At 72.4% G+C, this 15,123-nt stretch carries 13 protein-coding genes and 1 pseudogene; 6 read left to right on the top strand and 8 right to left on the bottom strand.

The genetic code is table 11. From position 1 onward, the window contains the following. Window positions 1-15: 15 nt before the first annotated feature. Window positions 16-1,797, bottom strand: a complete 1,782-nt coding sequence (gene argS / locus ACGFZL_RS06050) for an arginine--tRNA ligase (protein ID WP_393689677.1) — start codon at window positions 1,795-1,797, stop codon at window positions 16-18. A gap of 149 nt (window positions 1,798-1,946) precedes the next feature. Between argS and lysS the strand changes: the two genes are divergently transcribed. Then, window positions 1,947-3,692 (top strand): lysine--tRNA ligase, encoded by a 1,746-nt coding sequence (gene lysS / locus ACGFZL_RS06055; RefSeq protein WP_393689679.1) that lies wholly within the window; start codon window positions 1,947-1,949, stop codon window positions 3,690-3,692. 35 nt (window positions 3,693-3,727) lie between these two features. Here lysS and ACGFZL_RS06060 read toward each other — a convergent pair whose 3' ends face one another. The 3 genes from ACGFZL_RS06060 to ACGFZL_RS06070 form a co-directional block, all read right to left on the bottom strand. Beyond that, window positions 3,728-4,966 (bottom strand): DUF2637 domain-containing protein, encoded by a 1,239-nt coding sequence (locus ACGFZL_RS06060; RefSeq protein WP_393689681.1) that lies wholly within the window; start codon window positions 4,964-4,966, stop codon window positions 3,728-3,730. A gap of 96 nt (window positions 4,967-5,062) precedes the next feature. Further along, the gene (locus ACGFZL_RS06065) at window positions 5,063-5,902 is read right to left on the bottom strand and encodes a DUF3558 family protein (protein ID WP_393689683.1); all 840 of its coding nucleotides are present in this window, start codon (window positions 5,900-5,902) and stop codon (window positions 5,063-5,065) included. A gap of 104 nt (window positions 5,903-6,006) precedes the next feature. Next, complete coding sequence (locus ACGFZL_RS06070; RefSeq protein ID WP_393689685.1) at window positions 6,007-6,903, bottom strand: DUF3558 domain-containing protein; 897 nt, start codon at window positions 6,901-6,903, stop codon at window positions 6,007-6,009. A 216-nt stretch (window positions 6,904-7,119) separates the two neighbouring features. Between ACGFZL_RS06070 and ACGFZL_RS06075 the strand changes: the two genes are divergently transcribed. Then, complete coding sequence (locus ACGFZL_RS06075; RefSeq protein ID WP_393689687.1) at window positions 7,120-8,313, top strand: RtcB family protein; 1,194 nt, start codon at window positions 7,120-7,122, stop codon at window positions 8,311-8,313. Between the two features lie 46 nt (window positions 8,314-8,359). Here the strand turns inward: ACGFZL_RS06075 and ACGFZL_RS06080 are convergent, their stop codons facing one another. The 4 genes and pseudogenes from ACGFZL_RS06080 to ACGFZL_RS06095 form a co-directional block, all read right to left on the bottom strand. Beyond that, window positions 8,360-9,178 carry an LAGLIDADG family homing endonuclease gene (locus ACGFZL_RS06080; RefSeq protein ID WP_393689689.1) on the bottom strand — a complete coding sequence of 273 codons (819 nt, stop codon included), beginning with the start codon at window positions 9,176-9,178 and terminating at the stop codon, window positions 8,360-8,362. Between the two features lie 166 nt (window positions 9,179-9,344). Continuing rightward, the gene (locus ACGFZL_RS06085; RefSeq protein WP_393689691.1) at window positions 9,345-10,124 is read right to left on the bottom strand and encodes an SDR family NAD(P)-dependent oxidoreductase; all 780 of its coding nucleotides are present in this window, start codon (window positions 10,122-10,124) and stop codon (window positions 9,345-9,347) included. 57 nt (window positions 10,125-10,181) lie between these two features. Next, complete coding sequence (locus ACGFZL_RS06090; RefSeq protein WP_393689693.1) at window positions 10,182-10,520, bottom strand: YnfA family protein; 339 nt, start codon at window positions 10,518-10,520, stop codon at window positions 10,182-10,184. Window positions 10,521-10,706: 186 nt separating this feature from the next. After that, window positions 10,707-10,946: pseudogene (locus ACGFZL_RS06095) on the bottom strand (winged helix-turn-helix transcriptional regulator); the annotation flags it as partial. Between the two features lie 229 nt (window positions 10,947-11,175). Here ACGFZL_RS06095 and ACGFZL_RS06100 point away from each other — a divergent pair. From ACGFZL_RS06100 to ACGFZL_RS06115, 4 genes are read left to right on the top strand one after another with little or no spacing between them, the layout of a single operon-like run. Continuing rightward, window positions 11,176-12,282: an LLM class flavin-dependent oxidoreductase gene (locus ACGFZL_RS06100; RefSeq protein WP_393689695.1), complete on the top strand. Its 1,107-nt coding sequence runs from the start codon at window positions 11,176-11,178 to the stop codon at window positions 12,280-12,282. Next, window positions 12,279-12,881 (top strand): CE1759 family FMN reductase, encoded by a 603-nt coding sequence (locus ACGFZL_RS06105; RefSeq protein ID WP_393689697.1) that lies wholly within the window; start codon window positions 12,279-12,281, stop codon window positions 12,879-12,881. Before ACGFZL_RS06100 ends, ACGFZL_RS06105 begins: the two co-directional genes overlap by 4 nt. Before the next feature lie 37 nt (window positions 12,882-12,918). Next, entirely contained in the window at window positions 12,919-13,608 is a 690-nt protein-coding gene (locus tag ACGFZL_RS06110; protein ID WP_393689700.1) for a response regulator transcription factor, read from the top strand. Window positions 13,609-13,662: 54 nt separating this feature from the next. Further along, window positions 13,663-15,096: an ATP-binding protein gene (locus ACGFZL_RS06115; protein ID WP_393689702.1), complete on the top strand. Its 1,434-nt coding sequence runs from the start codon at window positions 13,663-13,665 to the stop codon at window positions 15,094-15,096. Window positions 15,097-15,123 lie beyond the last annotated feature (27 nt).

A 15,123-nucleotide genomic window follows, 5' to 3' on the forward strand; every position in this document is an offset into this window, starting at 1 on the left:
GAGTCGGGCGCCGCGTCAGAGCCGCTCGGGCGTGCGGATGCCCAGCAGGTCCATGCCCCGGTGCAGGGTGCGGGCGGTGACGTCGCACAGGAAGAGGCGGTTCTCCACCTGCTCCGGCGTCTCGGCCTTCAGCACCGGGCACTTGTCGTAGAAGGTCGTGTACAGGGAGGCCAGCTGGTAGAGGTACGCCGTCAGCTTGTGCGGGGCGTACTCGCGGGCCGCCTCCGTGACCGTCTCCGCGAAGGCGTCCGCGTGCAGGCCGAGGGCCCGCTCGGCGGGGGCCAGCGCCAGCTCCGGGTGGGCGGCGGGGCGGACCTCGCCGGCCTTGCGCAGGATCGACCGGATGCGGGCGTAGGCGTACTGGAGGTAGACGGAGGTGTCGCCGTTGAGCGAGACCATCTGGTCCAGGTCGAACTTGTAGTCCCGGTTCGCCGAGGTCGACAGGTCCGCGTACTTCACCGCGCCGATGCCCACCTGGGTGCCCCGCTCGGCGATCTCCGCCTCGGAGAGGTCCTGCGCCTTCTCCCGGACCACGGCCGACGCCCGGTCGATCGCCTCGTCGAGGAGGTCGACCAGCCGGACCGTCTCGCCCTCGCGGGTCTTGAACGGCTTGCCGTCCTTGCCGAGCACCGTGCCGAAGGCGAGCTGGTGGGCCTTGACGTCCTCGTTGAGCCAGCCGGCCTTGCGGGCCGTCTCGAAGACCATCTTGAAGTGCAGCGACTGCCGGGCGTCCACCACGTACAGCAGGGTGTCCGCCTTCAGGTGGAAGACGCGGTCGCGGATCGCGGACAGGTCGGTGGCCGCGTAGCCGTAGCCGCCGTCCGACTTCTGCACGATCAGCGGCACCGGGTTGCCGTCCGGGCCCTTGATGTCGTCGAAGAAGACGCAGAGCGCGCCCTCGGAGCGGACCGCGACGCCCGACTCCTCCAGGAGCCGGCAGGTCTCGGCGAGCATGTCGTTGTAGCCGGACTCGCCGACGATGTCCGCGTCCCGGACCTCCATGTCCAGCTTCTCGAAGACGGAGAAGAAGTAGATCTTCGACTCGTCGACGAACTTCTGCCACACGGCGAGCGTGTGCGGGTCGCCGGCCTGGAGGTCGACCACCCGGCGCCGGGCCCGCGTCTTGAACTCCTCGTCGGAGTCGAAGAGCTTCCTGGCCGTCTTGTAGAGGCGGTCCAGGTTGGACATCGCCTCCTCGCCGGACGCCTGGGTGTCGGCGGAGTCCTGGGCGTCCTTGTGGTCCAGCTCGTGCGGGTGCTCGTCCAGATACTGGATGAGCATGCCGAACTGGGTGCCCCAGTCGCCGATGTGGTGCCGGCGCACCACGCTCTCGCCGGTGAACTCCAGCATCTGGACCACCGCGTCGCCGATCACCGCGGAGCGCAGGTGGCCGACGTGCATCTCCTTCGCCACGTTCGGCTGGGCGTAGTCGATGACCGTCGTGCCCGGGTGCGCGGCGTGCGGGACGCCGAGCCGGCCGGTGTCGTCCGCGTACCGCGCGGCGAGGTTCTCGGTGATGGCCCGGTCGCTGACCGTGATGTTCAGGAAGCCGGGCCCGGAGACCTCGACGTCCGCGATCAGATCGCCGGTCGTCACCTGGGCGACGACCTCGCCGGCCAGCTCCCGCGGGTTGGCCTTCGCCTTCTTGGCCAGCGCGAGGATGCCGTTGGCCTGGTAGTCCGCCCGGTCGCTGCGTCGCAGCAGCGGGTCCGCGCCGGCGGCCTCCGGCCGGACGGCCGAGAGCGCGGACGCGAGGTGCTGCTGGACGGAGTCGCTGAGGGACGTGACCGAGGCCATGGAGTGGCTGCCGTTCTGCTCGGGTTCGGGAGTACCAGGGAACCGAGTATCCCACGGGGGCAAAAGCGGTTTTCGCGGATGCGGGGCGTGCTGGGAGAATGGAGCGGTCAGCCGTGCGGCCGTGCCGGCTGCCCGAGAGGAAGAAGGACGTGCCGATCGTGGCTCAGAGCACAGAGACCACCGACTGGGTCTCCCGTTTCGCGGACGAGGTCATCGCCGAGTCGGAGCGCCGTGCCCCGGGCAAACCGGTCGTCGTCGCGTCCGGACTGTCCCCGTCGGGCCCCATCCACCTGGGCAACCTCCGCGAGGTCATGACCCCGCACCTGGTCGCCGACGAGGTGCGCCGCCGGGGCCACCAGGTCCGGCACCTGATCTCCTGGGACGACTACGACCGCTACCGCAAGGTGCCGGCCGGCATCGACGGCGTGGACGACACCTGGCACGAGCACATCGGCAAGCCCCTCACCTCCGTGCCCGCCCCCAAGGGCTCCGCGTTCCCGAACTGGGCGGAGCACTTCAAGGCCGCGATGACCGAGGCGCTGGCCGAGCTGGGCGTGGAGTTCGACGGGATCAGCCAGACCGCGCAGTACACCGCCGGCGTCTACCGCGACCAGGTCCTGCACGCCGTGCGGCACCGGGCGGACATCGACGCGATCCTCGGCCAGTACCGCACCAAGAAGCCGGCCGCCGCGGCGAAGAAGTCGCAGAAGCCCCTCGACGAGGCCGAGCTGGAGGCCGCCGAGGGCTCCGGCGCCGCCGCCGAGGACGACGGCAGCTCCGGCACCGTCGGGTACTTCCCGTACAAGCCGTACTGCGGCAACTGCGAGAAGGACCTGACCACCGTCACGGCCTACGACGACGACAGCACCGAGCTGACCTACGCCTGCACCGCCTGCGGCTACTCCGAGACCGTCCGGCTCAGCGAGTTCGACCGGGGCAAGCTGGTCTGGAAGGTCGACTGGCCGATGCGCTGGGCCTACGAGGGCGTGGTCTTCGAGCCGAGCGGCGTCGACCACTCCTCGCCCGGCTCCTCCTTCCAGGTCGGCGGCCAGATCGTCGGCATCTTCGGCGGCGAGCAGCCGATCGGCCCGATGTACGCCTTCGTCGGGATCAGCGGCATGGCCAAGATGTCGTCCTCGCGGGGCGGCGTGCCCACCCCGGCCGACGCGCTGAAGATCATGGAGCCGCAGCTCCTGCGCTGGCTGTACGCCCGCCGCCGCCCCAACCAGTCCTTCAAGATCGCCTTCGACCAGGAGATCCAGCGGCTCTACGACGAGTGGGACCGCCTGGACGCCAAGGTCGCCGACGGCAGCGCGCTGCCCGGCGACCTCGCCGCGCACTCCCGCGCGGTGCGCACCGCCTCCGGCGCGCTGCCGGGCACCCCGCGCCCGCTGCCCTACCGCACGCTGGCCTCGGTCGCCGACATCACCGCCGGGCACGAGGACCAGGCCCTGCGCATCCTCAGCGAGCTGGACCCGGCCGACCCGCTGACCTCGCTCGCCGAGGCCCGGCCGCGGTACGACAAGGCCGAGGCGTGGATCAACACCCAGGTCCCGGCCGACCAGCGCACCATCGTCCGCGCCACTCCCGACGCGGAGCTGCTCGGCTCCCTCGACGAGGAGGGGCGCGCCTCGCTGCGGCTCCTCGCGGACGGGCTGGCCGAGCACTGGTCCCTGGACGGGCTGACCCACCTCGTGTACGGGGTGCCCAAGGTGCGGGCCGGGTTCGCGGCGGACGCGACGCCCAAGGAGCTGCCGCCGGAGATCAAGACCGCCCAGCGGACCTTCTTCGCCCTGCTCTACCACCTGCTCGTCGGCCGCGACACCGGCCCGCGCCTGCCCACGCTGCTGCTCGCGGTGGGGCAGGAGCGGGTGCGGGCCCTGCTCGGGGAGTAGGCCCGGGAAGCCCCCCGCGTCACGCGCGGGGGGCCTCAGGCGATGTGCTCGTCCTGCATCTCCTGGGAGTGCCGCTCGGCGAAGGCCCGCACCAGCCGCTCGGCCTCCCGGGACGCCAGCGTGAGGCCGAAGGTGGCCCGCACGTCCTCCCGGAACTGCGCCCCCGTCGGGTAGCTGCCGTCGATGGACTTGCGGAACACCAGATAGAGGTCGTCCTGCGTCGGCTCCGCCTCCGCCGTGCCGCCGCCCTCGCCCATCTCGCGGGTACGGGACTGACTCACCGGGATCGGGAAGCCGCCCGTCTCCTCCGGCGACGGCTCCTGCGCCGGCGGCTCGTCGGGGAACAGCTGGGCGTACTGCTCCGCCTCCCAGCGGGCGTCGTGCTCGTCCGGGTCGTAGTCGGGGTCGTAGCCGCCCCGGTAGTCGGCCTGCTGGGGCATGCCGCGGAACCAGGGGCTCTCGTCCGGCTCGGCCGGGACGGGGTGCTGCTGCGCCGCCTCCTCGGGGGCCGGGGCGGGGGCTTGCCGCGGCGGGGCGGTGAGTTCCGGGCGCGGCTCGGGCGGGGCCGGCGGCAGCAGCGCCGGTTCGATGCCGGCGGCGGCCAGGCCCGCCGGGGCGGTCTCGGCCAGCGGGACGCCGTAGCGGGCCAGGCGCAGCGGCATCAGGGACTCCACCGGGGCCTTGCGGCGCCAGGAGCGGCCGAAGCGGGAGCGCAGCCGGGCCTGGTAGACCAGGCGCTCCTGCTCCAACTTGATGACCTGGTCGTAGGAGCGCAGCTCCCACAGCTTCATCCGCCGCCACAGCAGGAAGGTCGGCAGCGGGGAGAGCAGCCAGCGGGTGAGGCGGACGCCCTCCATGTGCTTGTCGGCCGTGATGTCGGCGATCCGCCCGATGGCGTGCCGGGCGGCCTCCACGGCGACCACGAACAGCACCGGGATCACCGCGTGCATGCCCGTGCCGAGCGGGTCCGGCCAGGCCGCCGCGCCGTTGAAGGCGATGGTCGCCGCCGTCAGCAGCCACGCCGTCTGGCGCAGCAGCGGGAACGGGATGCGGATCCAGGTCAGCAGCAGGTCCAGCGCGAGCAGCACGCAGATGCCCGCGTCGATGCCGATCGGGAAGACGTACGCGAAGTTCCCGAAGCCCTTCTCCAGGGCCAGTTCGCGCACGGCCGCGTACGACCCGGCGAAGCCGATCCCGGCGATGACCAGGGCGCCGAAGACGACCATGCCGATGAGAACGCGATGCGTCCGGGTCAGCTGTAGTGGCGCGGCCACCCGTACTCCCCTCCCAGTGCGTGTTGTTGCGCGCAACAGGGTGGCACATGTGTGCGGGGAACGGGTGGCCGGTACGGACGGCCGGGGTCGGGAGACCTACGCGGAGGTCTTCGCGGAGGTCTTCGCCGAGGGCGACTTCGCGGACGGGGCCTTGGCGGACGGTGAGCCGCTCGGCGAACCCTTGCCGTCCGCACCGCCGTTGGCGGTCTTCACCGCGGTGATCGCCTCCGTGGCCGCCGTGCGGGCCGCCTTGGCGAGGGCGTCGGCGTCCGGGGCCTTGTCGCCGGCCAGGCCGGCGCCGTTGTAGTCGACGCTGACGACGACGTTCTCCGCGCGGGCGACGACCGTCTGCTGCTTGAAGGCGCCCTCCTTCTTCTTCAGGTCGTAGCGCACCAGCGTCGCCTCGTCGCCGGTGCCGGTGAACGGCTCGGCCTTCAGGGCCTTGGCGCCCTCGGTGGCCTTGGTGTCCGCCACCTGCTTCAGGTACCGCTCGTGCGCCCGCTTGTCGCCGGCGCCGCGCGAGGTGTCGGAGTCGAAGCGCAGCATCGACACGTTCAGCCAGCGGTACTGCGAGCCCTTGACGCCGTTGTCGTCCAGGCTGTCCCAGGAGCAGCTCGCCCGCACCGCGGTGTCGTCGGAGGTGCCCTCCTTGCCCGACTCGCCCCCGGGCACCAGGTCCTTCAGCGTCTTCTTCGGCAGCGTCGCGCACGACTTGGGCAGCGTGCGGTAGGCCGCCGGCTCGACCGTCGGGGTCGGGCTCGCGGAGGTCGGCGCGGAGGTCTCGGCCGCCTTCTTGCCGGCGTCGTCGGAGGAGCCGGAGTCCGAGGAGCAGCCGGCCGCCGCCAGCATCGCGGGGACGGCCGCCGCGCAGACAAGGAGACGGGTCAGTCGCTGCGCTCGCGGGGCTCGCTGGTCACGCTGGGCTCGTCGCTGCATGGTTCCTTCACTCGTGGCTCTCGGGATGGGCACGGGCCACGGTACGCGGTGGCGGACCGGCCGGGTCGGGGCCGCCCCGGCCCGCGAGGGGGGTCCCGGACGGCTCAGCCGCTCAGCGAGTCGTCCAGCCGGGAGGCCAGTTCCCGCGCCCTGTCCTGCATTTCCTCGCTGTCCGGCACGACGCCGAGCGTCGCCGACTGCTCGGCGTACTCGACGGTCACCATCACGTTCGACGTGCGGAACGCCACAGTCACCGTGCGCCCCTGGCCGTTCGATCCGGCGCCGGTCGTCCGGTCGTCCAGGAACGCCTCGTCGCCGAGGTCGTCGAGGAGCCGGGGCTGCAGCTCGGCGGCGGGGTCGGCGGGGTCGGCGGAGTCCGAGGGGGAGCCGGCGGGGGAGGAGGGCGGCGACGAGGGCGCGCCCGGGCCCTTTCCGCCGGACGGCGCGCCGGAGGGGGTGCCGCTCGGGGCGGGTGTGCCGGAGGGGGACGGGGAGCCGGAGCCCGAGTCCGAGCCTGAGTCCGAGCCCGAGTCGGATTCGGTGACCGCCGGTTCCGGCAGGTGGGCCGCGTCGATCCGCTTGCCGAAGAGCTGTTGGGCCTGGTTGTCGTCGCTGACGGCGCCGTCGTAGGAGACGACGCGCTCGAAGTCCACGAAGAGGTGGTCGGTGGCGTCCGGCGCGTCCACCTTCCAACGGCAGCCCACCTTGCGGTCGGTGTCGTAGGTGAGCGTCGGCTCGCCCGCGTACGCCTTCGTGCGCTGCTCCTCGTCGGTGATGTTCTCGATGCCGGGCAGCAGCGCGTCCAGCGTCTTGCGGTCCACCGCGCGGCAGGGCTCGGGGATGGTGCGGTACTTGCCGGGCTGCGCCGCCTGGGCCGTGGTGCCCGGCTCCCCGGGCTTGCCGTCGTCCGGGCCGCCGCCGTCGTCCGAACCGCCGGTGCAGCCGGCGAGGAGCACGGCCAGCAGGGCCGCGGCGCCGGGTACGTAGACCTTCCGCTGCACGGGTGGGCTCCTCTCGGACGATGACCGGGACAGCGTGTTCCAGTGTCCCCGCTGCTTATTCGCTTGCCGCACGGGGGCGCCCCCGGCAGACAATGTGTACCGCACGCGCCGCCGTGAACGCCGGTGGACCGACCGGTTCGACCCGTTGCGGGTCCGTTCGGAGCGCTTCGTAGCCTGTGCGCGTTTATTTGCCATTTCCGGGGGATCGAGGACGTCATGTCGTACGTGGAACTACCGGGCGCGAAGGTGCCGATCCGCATGTGGGCCGATCCGGCGGCGGTCGAGGAGGGCGCGCTCCAGCAGTTGCGCAACGTCGCGACGCTGCCGTGGATCAAGGGCCTCGCGGTCATGCCGGACGTGCACTACGGCAAGGGCGCGACGGTCGGCTCGGTCATCGCGATGCGGGGCGCGGTGTGCCCGGCGGCGGTGGGCGTGGACATCGGCTGCGGCATGTCCGCGGTGCGCACGTCCCTGACGGCGAACGACCTGCCCGGCGACCTCTCTCGCCTGCGCTCCAAGATCGAGCAGGCCATTCCGGTGGGCCGCGGCATGCACGAGGACGCGGTCGACCCGGGTCGGCTGCACGGGTTCGCCACGGCGGGGTGGGACGACTTCTGGGGCCGGTTCGACGGGGTCGCGGAGGCGGTGCGGTTCCGGCAGGGGCGGGCCGGGAAGCAGATGGGGACGCTGGGCAGCGGCAACCACTATATCGAACTTTTGTTCGATGAAGAGGGTGTTGTGTGGCTGACGTTGCATTCCGGGTCCCGCAACATCGGCAAGGAGCTGGCCGAGCACCACATCGGCGTGGCCCAGAAGCTGCCGCACAACCAGGGCCTGGTCGACCGCGACCTCGCGGTGTTCGTCGCGGACACCCCGCAGATGGCGGCGTACCGCAACGACCTGTTCTGGGCGCAGGAGTACGCGAAGTACAACCGCTCGATCATGATGGCGCTCCTGAAGGACGTGGTCCGCAAGGAGTTCAAGAAGGCCAGGCCGCTCTTCGAGGAGGAGATCTCCTGCCACCACAACTACGTGGCGGAGGAGCGGTACGAGGGCATGGACCTGCTGGTCACCCGCAAGGGCGCGATCCGCGCCGGCTCGGGCGACTACGGGATCATCCCCGGTTCCATGGGGACGAGTTCGTACATCGTCAAGGGGCTGGGGAACGAGAAGGCGTTCAACTCCGCCTCGCACGGCGCGGGACGGCGGATGAGCCGCAGCGCGGCCAAGCGGCGGTTCAGCACCAAGGACCTGGAGGACCAGACCCGGGGCGTGGAGTGCCGAAAGGACTCCGGGGTGGTGGACGAGATCCCGGGCGCCTACAAGAACATCGACCAGGTGATGCGACAGCAGCAGGACCTCGTCCAGGTGGTGGCCAAGTTGAAGCAGTTCGTGTGTGTGAAGGGATGAGGGTCGACCGCGCTTGGCTCCGGCGAGACAGGCGCGGTCACGCTCCTCACGTACTGCTCGGCTCCGGGGTTTGACCGCTGCGGAGCCGCCACAGTCGCAGACTGCAACTCTGGACGGTCCTGCCGAGTGCCTCCGAGGCCGCTGCTGGGCTGCCCAGCTTGAGCAGGATGCGGTCCTCGCAGGGAGTCCAGCGGCGCCGGGTGTGCACGGCCCTCATGGTGGCGGGGCGTTTCCAGTCGCCGAGTGAAATGGCGGCCCTCCGCTTGCGTTCGAGAGCGAGGCACCCTCGGTAGTAGAGGTGAGACGCCAGGCTCTGGGCGCCCTCCATCATGTAGAGGACGTTGTAGACGGCGTCGCGGGCATTGCGCTTGGAGCTTCGCTCCAGTCCCGTGACCTCTTGTCCGTACTGGCAGAAGAACGCGGCCAGCTCCGTACTGGCGGTGGTGAGGGACACGAAGGGGTATCCCTTGCTGGTGAGGCCCACGGAGCCGTCGGCGTCGACGACGCCGCGCAGATAGTCGCGAGGCGAGAAACCGCTGCTCGGCGGCGCGATGCCGTCCGACTTGCGTCCGTACGGCAGACCCAGGCCGTTCAGCAAGGTCCTGGCCTCCAGGGAGCACAAGGTCCAGATGGCCGCGAAGTTGGTGGACCGGGATCGTTCGCGAACGCTGCTGTAATACGGCGTCAGTCTCTGGAACTCGCGGAGGAGGTGGACATCGCGGGCGTTGATCTCGACGCTGAGACGGCCCTTCTTGCCCGTTCCTGGTGTCAGGTGTCCGTCCGCCTGCAGGAAGCCGAACATGTAGGAGTACTCGGGGACCGAGAGGTCCATGAACTGACGGCCGCTAGCCTGGCTTTCAGCCACAGGGAAGCTCCACTTCCTTGTCGGTCAGGTCCTCGGCCAGGACCGGCATCCCCGCCGAGGACCGTCAAGTCGAACGCTGTGGCTGGAGCCTAGGTCGCTGATTCGAGTGCCGTTCGGGTGATCGGAACGGTTCACTCCTGTGAGTTACCTGCGCATGGCGACGGGATCACGACTCCCGGTGCACCTTCGTGTTGGACGCCTGGGCGCGGGGGCGGACCACCAGGAGGTCGATGTTGACGTGGGCGGGGCGGGTGACCGCCCAGGTGATGGTGTCGGCGACGTCGTCGGCGGAGAGCGGCTCGGCCACGCCCTGGTAGACCTTGGCGGCCTTCTCCGGGTCGCCGCCGAAGCGGGTGAGGGCGAACTCGTCGGTCTTCACCATGCCCGGCGCGACCTCGATCACCCGGACCGGGCGGCCGACGATCTCCAGGCGCAGCGTCTCGGCGAGGACGTGCTCGCCGTGCTTGGCGGCGACGTAGCCCCCGCCGCCCTCGTAGGTGCCGAAGCCCGCGGTGGAGGAGAGGACGACGACCGTGCCGTCGCCGCTGGCCTCCAGCTTGGGGAGCAGGGCCTGGGTGACGTGGAGGGTGCCGATGACGTTCGTCTCGTACATCCGGCGCCAGTCCTCCGGGTCGCCGGTGGCCACCGGGTCGGCGCCGAGCGCGCCGCCCGCGTTGTTGACGAGCACGCCGACGGTCTTGAACGCGCTCGCGAACTCGTCCACCGCGGCGCGGTCGGTGACGTCCAGCGGGTACGCGGTCGCCGAGTGGCCGGCCGCCGTCAGCTCCTCCGCCAGCGCCTCGATGCGGTCCTTGCGGCGGGCGGTGAGGACGACCCGGTAGCCGGCCTCGGCGAGCTGCCGGGCCGTCGCGGCACCGATGCCGCTGCTCGCGCCGGTGACGACGGCGATGCGGGAGGCGGCGGACGGGGCGGTGCTGCTGGCCATGGGCTGACGCTCCTCGTTCGTACGGCTGCTCGTCGCCCAGGGTAGGCCAGCCCCCGGTCAGGCCCCGCCCCGCGGGGCCCACATGATCAGCGCCATCCCGGCCAGGCAGACCAGCGCGCCCGCCGCGTCCCAGCGGTCGGGGCGGTAGCCGTCGGCGACCACGCCCCACAGGATCGAGCCGGCCACGAAGACGCCGCCGTACCCGGCGAGGACGCGGCCGAAGTGGGCGTCGGGCTGGAAGGTGGCGACGAAGCCGTACGCGCCGAGCGCGAGCACGCCGCCGGCCGCCCACAGCCAGCCGCGCTGCTCGCGCACGCCCTGCCAGACCAGCCAGGCGCCGCCGATCTCGAAGAGGGCGGCGACGAGGAAGAGGGCGGCGGAGCGGACGACGAGCATGCGGGCAGCATCCCACGCGCTGTCACCTGGGGGTGGGCCCGGTGGGGGATACATCGGCCGACTCGGCGGACGCGGGCGGCCAGGGCTTGGGAGGCACGGGTGCTGAGGCCGACCTCGCCTACCACGGTGCCGCGGTCCTGACCGACGTACGCCCATGACCGGGGACGCGTACCACTTCTGAACGCCTCAGGGAGTGCTCCGGGCGTCGTAGCGGCCCCGGGCCTCGTGGACCTCGTCGAAGTGCGTCTCGGCCCAGTCCTTCACCGCGCCGAGCAGCAGGCTCAGGCCGGCGCCGAGCGCGGTCAGCTCGTAGTCGACGCGGACCGGCACGGACGGGGTGAGGGTCCGGGTCAGGATGCCGTCGCGCTCCAGGGCCCGCAGGGTCTGCGTGAGCATCTTCGGGCTGACCCCGGCGATCTTGCAAGACGTACGCCCCGGACGACGCGGCGACGGCGCACGCGCGGCTGGCGGCGGGCGGGGTGCGGGGGCGGCTGGTGCTGGTGCCCTGAGCAGGGTCTTGAGCAGCGCCTTGAGCAGCGCTTCGAGCAGCGCGAAGGCAGGTCGTCTCCTGGCCCCCGGCGGGCGGAATAACGCCGGGGGCCGGACCGTTCGAAGGGTATAGTTGAATGGTCAACAAGATGGAGGTCGATCGGCCATGCAGTTCGGTATCTTCACCGTCGGCGACGTCACCCCGGACCCGACCACGGGCCGGACGCCGACCGAGCGTGAGCGCATCAAGGCCATGGTCGCGATCGCGCTGAAGGCCGAGGAGGTCGGCCTGGACGTCTTCGCGACCGGCGAGCACCACAACCCGCCGTTCGTGCCGTCGTCCCCGACCACGATGCTCGGCTACATAGCCGCCCGCACCGAGCGCCTGGTCCTCTCCACCTCGACCACCCTCATCACCACCAACGACCCGGTGAAGATCGCGGAGGACTTCGCGATGCTCCAGCACCTGGCCGACGGCCGCGTCGACCTGATGCTGGGCCGCGGCAACACCGGCCCGGTCTACCCCTGGTTCGGCAAGGACATCCGCGACGGCATCGATCTCACCGTGGAGAACTACGCCCTGCTGCACCGCCTGTGGCGCGAGGACGTCGTCGACTGGCAGGGCCGCTTCCGCACCCCGCTGCAGGGCTTCACCGCCACGCCGCGCCCGCTGGACGGCGTGCCGCCCTTCGTCTGGCACGGCTCCATCCGCTCCCCGGAGATCGCCGAGCAGGCCGCGTACTACGGCGACGGCTTCTTCCACAACAACATCTTCTGGCCCGCCGAGCACACCAAGCGCATGGTCGAGCTGTACCGCGCCCGGTACGCGCACTACGGGCACGGCACGGCCGAGCAGGCGATCGTCGGCCTCGGCGGCCAGGTGTTCATGCGCCGCAACTCCCAGGACGCGGTGCGCGAGTTCCGCCCGTACTTCGACGACGCGCCGGTCTACGGCCACGGCCCGTCGCTCGAGGAGTTCACCGAGCAGACGCCGCTGACCGTCGGCTCGCCGCAGCAGGTCATCGAGAAGACGCTGGCCTTCCGCGACTACGCCGGCGACTACCAGCGCCAGCTGTTCCTGATGGACCACGCGGGGCTGCCGCTGAAGACCGTCCTGGAGCAGCTCGACCTGCTCGGCGAGGAGGTCGTGCCGGTGCTGCGCGAGGAGTTCGCGAAGCGCCGCCCGGCGGGTGTCCCCGATGCCCCGACGCACGCGTCCCTGCTGGCCACCACCCAGGACGTGAAGGACGTGACGGAGGTGACCGCGCGATGAAGCGCTTCGTCGTGGTGTCGGCGGGGCTGTCCGTCCCGTCCTCCACCCGGCTGCTCGGCGACCGGCTGGCCGCCCGCGCGGCGGAGGCGGCCGGCGCGGGGACCGAGGTCGAGGTGATCGAGCTGCGCGACCTCGCCGTACCGATCGCGCACGCCTTCACCAGCGGCTTCCCCGACCGCGCGCTGTCCGCCGCGTTCGGCGCGGTGACCCGGGCGGACGGCCTGATCGTGGTCACGCCGGTGTTCTCGGCGTCGTACAGCGGGCTGTTCAAGTCCTTCTTCGACGCCCTGAGCGCGAGCGACGCGGAGGCGCTGGCCGGCAAGCCGGTGCTGGTCGCGGCGACGGGCGGCTCGGCCCGGCACTCGCTGGTCCTGGACCACGCGCTGCGCCCGCTCTTCGCGTACCTGAAGGCCGTCGTCGTCCCCACCGGGGTGTACGCCGCCTCGGAGGACTGGGGCGCGCCGGGGCTCGACGCGCGGATCGACCGGGCGGCCGGGGAACTGGCCGCGCTGGCGACGGGCCTGGGCGGGGACCGTCCCGCCGTGCCCGAGGTGGTGCCGTTCGAGCAGCGCCTCGCCGCGCTGCGGCCCGCCGGGTGAGGGAACGCCGGTGGCGGGGCCTTGGCAGACTGGAGGGGTGTCCCGCACCGTGCTGCTCGCCGAAGACGACCGCGCCATCCGGCACGCCCTGGAGCGTGCGCTGACCCTGGAGGGCTACGAGGTCACCGCGGTCGCCGACGGCGTCGAGGCGCTGGCCGAGGCCCGCCGCGCCCGGCCCGACGTCCTGCTCCTCGACGTGATGATGCCGGGCGCCGACGGCCTGGAGGTGTGCCGGACGCTGCGCGCCGAGGGCGACGGCACCCCGATCCTCATGCTCACCGCGCTGGTGGAGACCGCCGACCGCATCGCGGGCCTGGACGCCGGCGCCGACGACTACGTGGTCAAGCCCTTCGACGTCGAGGAGGTCTTCGCCCGCCTGCGCGCGCTGCTGCGCCGCACCGAGCGGGCCGCCGAAGCCGAGGGCGGCCCGTATCTGGAGGCCGCCGGCCTCCGCGTGGACCCGCGGGCCCGCCGCGCCTGGCGGTCCGGACGCGAACTGGAGCTGACCCGAACCGAGTTCGAGCTGCTCGAGCTCCTCGTCCGGCACGCCGGCACCGTCCTCGACCACGCCACCGTCTACGAGCGCATCTGGGGCTACGACTTCGGCCCCGGCTCCAAGAACCTCGCCGTCTACGTCGGCTACCTGCGCCGCAAGCTCGACCAGCCGGGCGCCCCGCAGCCGATCCAGACGGTGCGCGGGGTGGGTTACGTGCTGCGGGAGGACTGAGTGCCCCGTTCCTTGCGAGTGCCCCGTTCCCCGCGAGTGCCCCATTCCCCGAGAGTGCTTCGGCCCGCGCCCCGGCCGGCGCCGCCGCTGCTGTCGCTGCGCACCACGTTCGCGGTGTCCTTCGCGACGCTCACCGCCGTCGTCACCGTGCTGGTCGGCGTGCTCTCCTACAACGCCGCCGCCCGCCTGGTGCGGGTCGACCAGGAGTCGGTCTTCGACCGGGTCGTCGCCGACCTGCGCGCCGAGGTGCGCGAGCGGCGGATGGCGCCGGAGGACTTCTCCTCGACCGCGCCGGGCCACGACATCGTGCGCCCCGCCCGCACCGACGTGCAGGTGCTGGGCCCGGACGGCGCGGTCACCGACCCGGCCGCGCCGCCGCTGCCGGTCACCGCGGCCGACCGGCGCACGGCGTCCGCCGCGGGCGCCGGGCGGCTGGTGCAGCGGGCGGGCGTCGGGGTCGGCGACGACGTCTACCGGGTGGCGACGGTGGCGCTCGGCGGCGGCCGGGGCGCGGTGCAGGTGGCGCAGGAGTTCAGCGGCACCGAGGACCTGCTGCGGGCGCTGCAGCGCCGGACGCTGCTCCTGATGGCCGCCGTGGTCACCGCCGCCGGGCTCTTCGGCTGGTGGCTGGCCCGGCGCATCACCCGCCGCCTGATCGCCCTCACCGCCGCCGCCGAGGACGTGGCCCGCACCCGCCGGCTCGGCATCCAGGTGCCGGTCACCGGCCTGGACGAGGTCGGCCGGCTCGGCCGCGCCTTCGACCGGATGCTGGGGCGCCTCGCGCGCTCGGAGGAGGACCAGCGCCGGCTGGTGCAGGACGCGGGCCACGAGCTGCGCACCCCGCTGACCTCGCTGCGTACCAACATCTCGCTGCTGCGCCGTATCGACGAGCTGCCGCCCGCCGCCCGCGAGGAACTGGTCGCCGACCTCGGCCAGGAGGCCCGGGAGCTGACCGACCTGGTCAACGAGCTGGTCGAGCTGGCGGCCGGCCAGTCCGGCACCGAGCCGCCGCGCCGGGTCGACCTGGCCGGCCTCGCCGAGGAGGTGGCGGTGCTGGCCCGGCGCCGTGCCGGACGGGAGGTCGAGGTGCGGGCGTGCGGCGACACGACGGCGTACGGCCGCCCCGGGCTGCTGACCCGCGCGCTCACCAACCTGGTGGACAACGCGGCCAAGTTCGACCGGGGCGGTACGGCGCCCATCGAGGTCTCCGTGGCCGGTCCGGCCCGCCCCGGTGCCGTCCGGGTCGAGGTCCGCGACCGGGGGCCCGGCATCGCGGACGCCGACCTGGCCCACGTCTTCGACCGCTTCTACCGCGCCGCCGACGCGCGTTCCCGGCCCGGCTCGGGGCTCGGCCTGTCCATCGTGCGGGAGGTGGCGCTGGAGCACGGGGGCGACACGTTCGCCTCGCGGCGGGCGGGGGGCGGGTCGGTGATCGGGTTCACGGTGGGGGCGGGTGGGGTCGAAAGCGCTGGCCTCGATACCCCCTAGGGGTATACAGTGAGCCGTGGCGGCGCC

It is taken from the genome of Streptomyces sp. NPDC048182, assembly GCF_043202555.1.
Classification (GTDB): Bacteria; Actinomycetota; Actinomycetes; order Streptomycetales; family Streptomycetaceae; genus Streptomyces.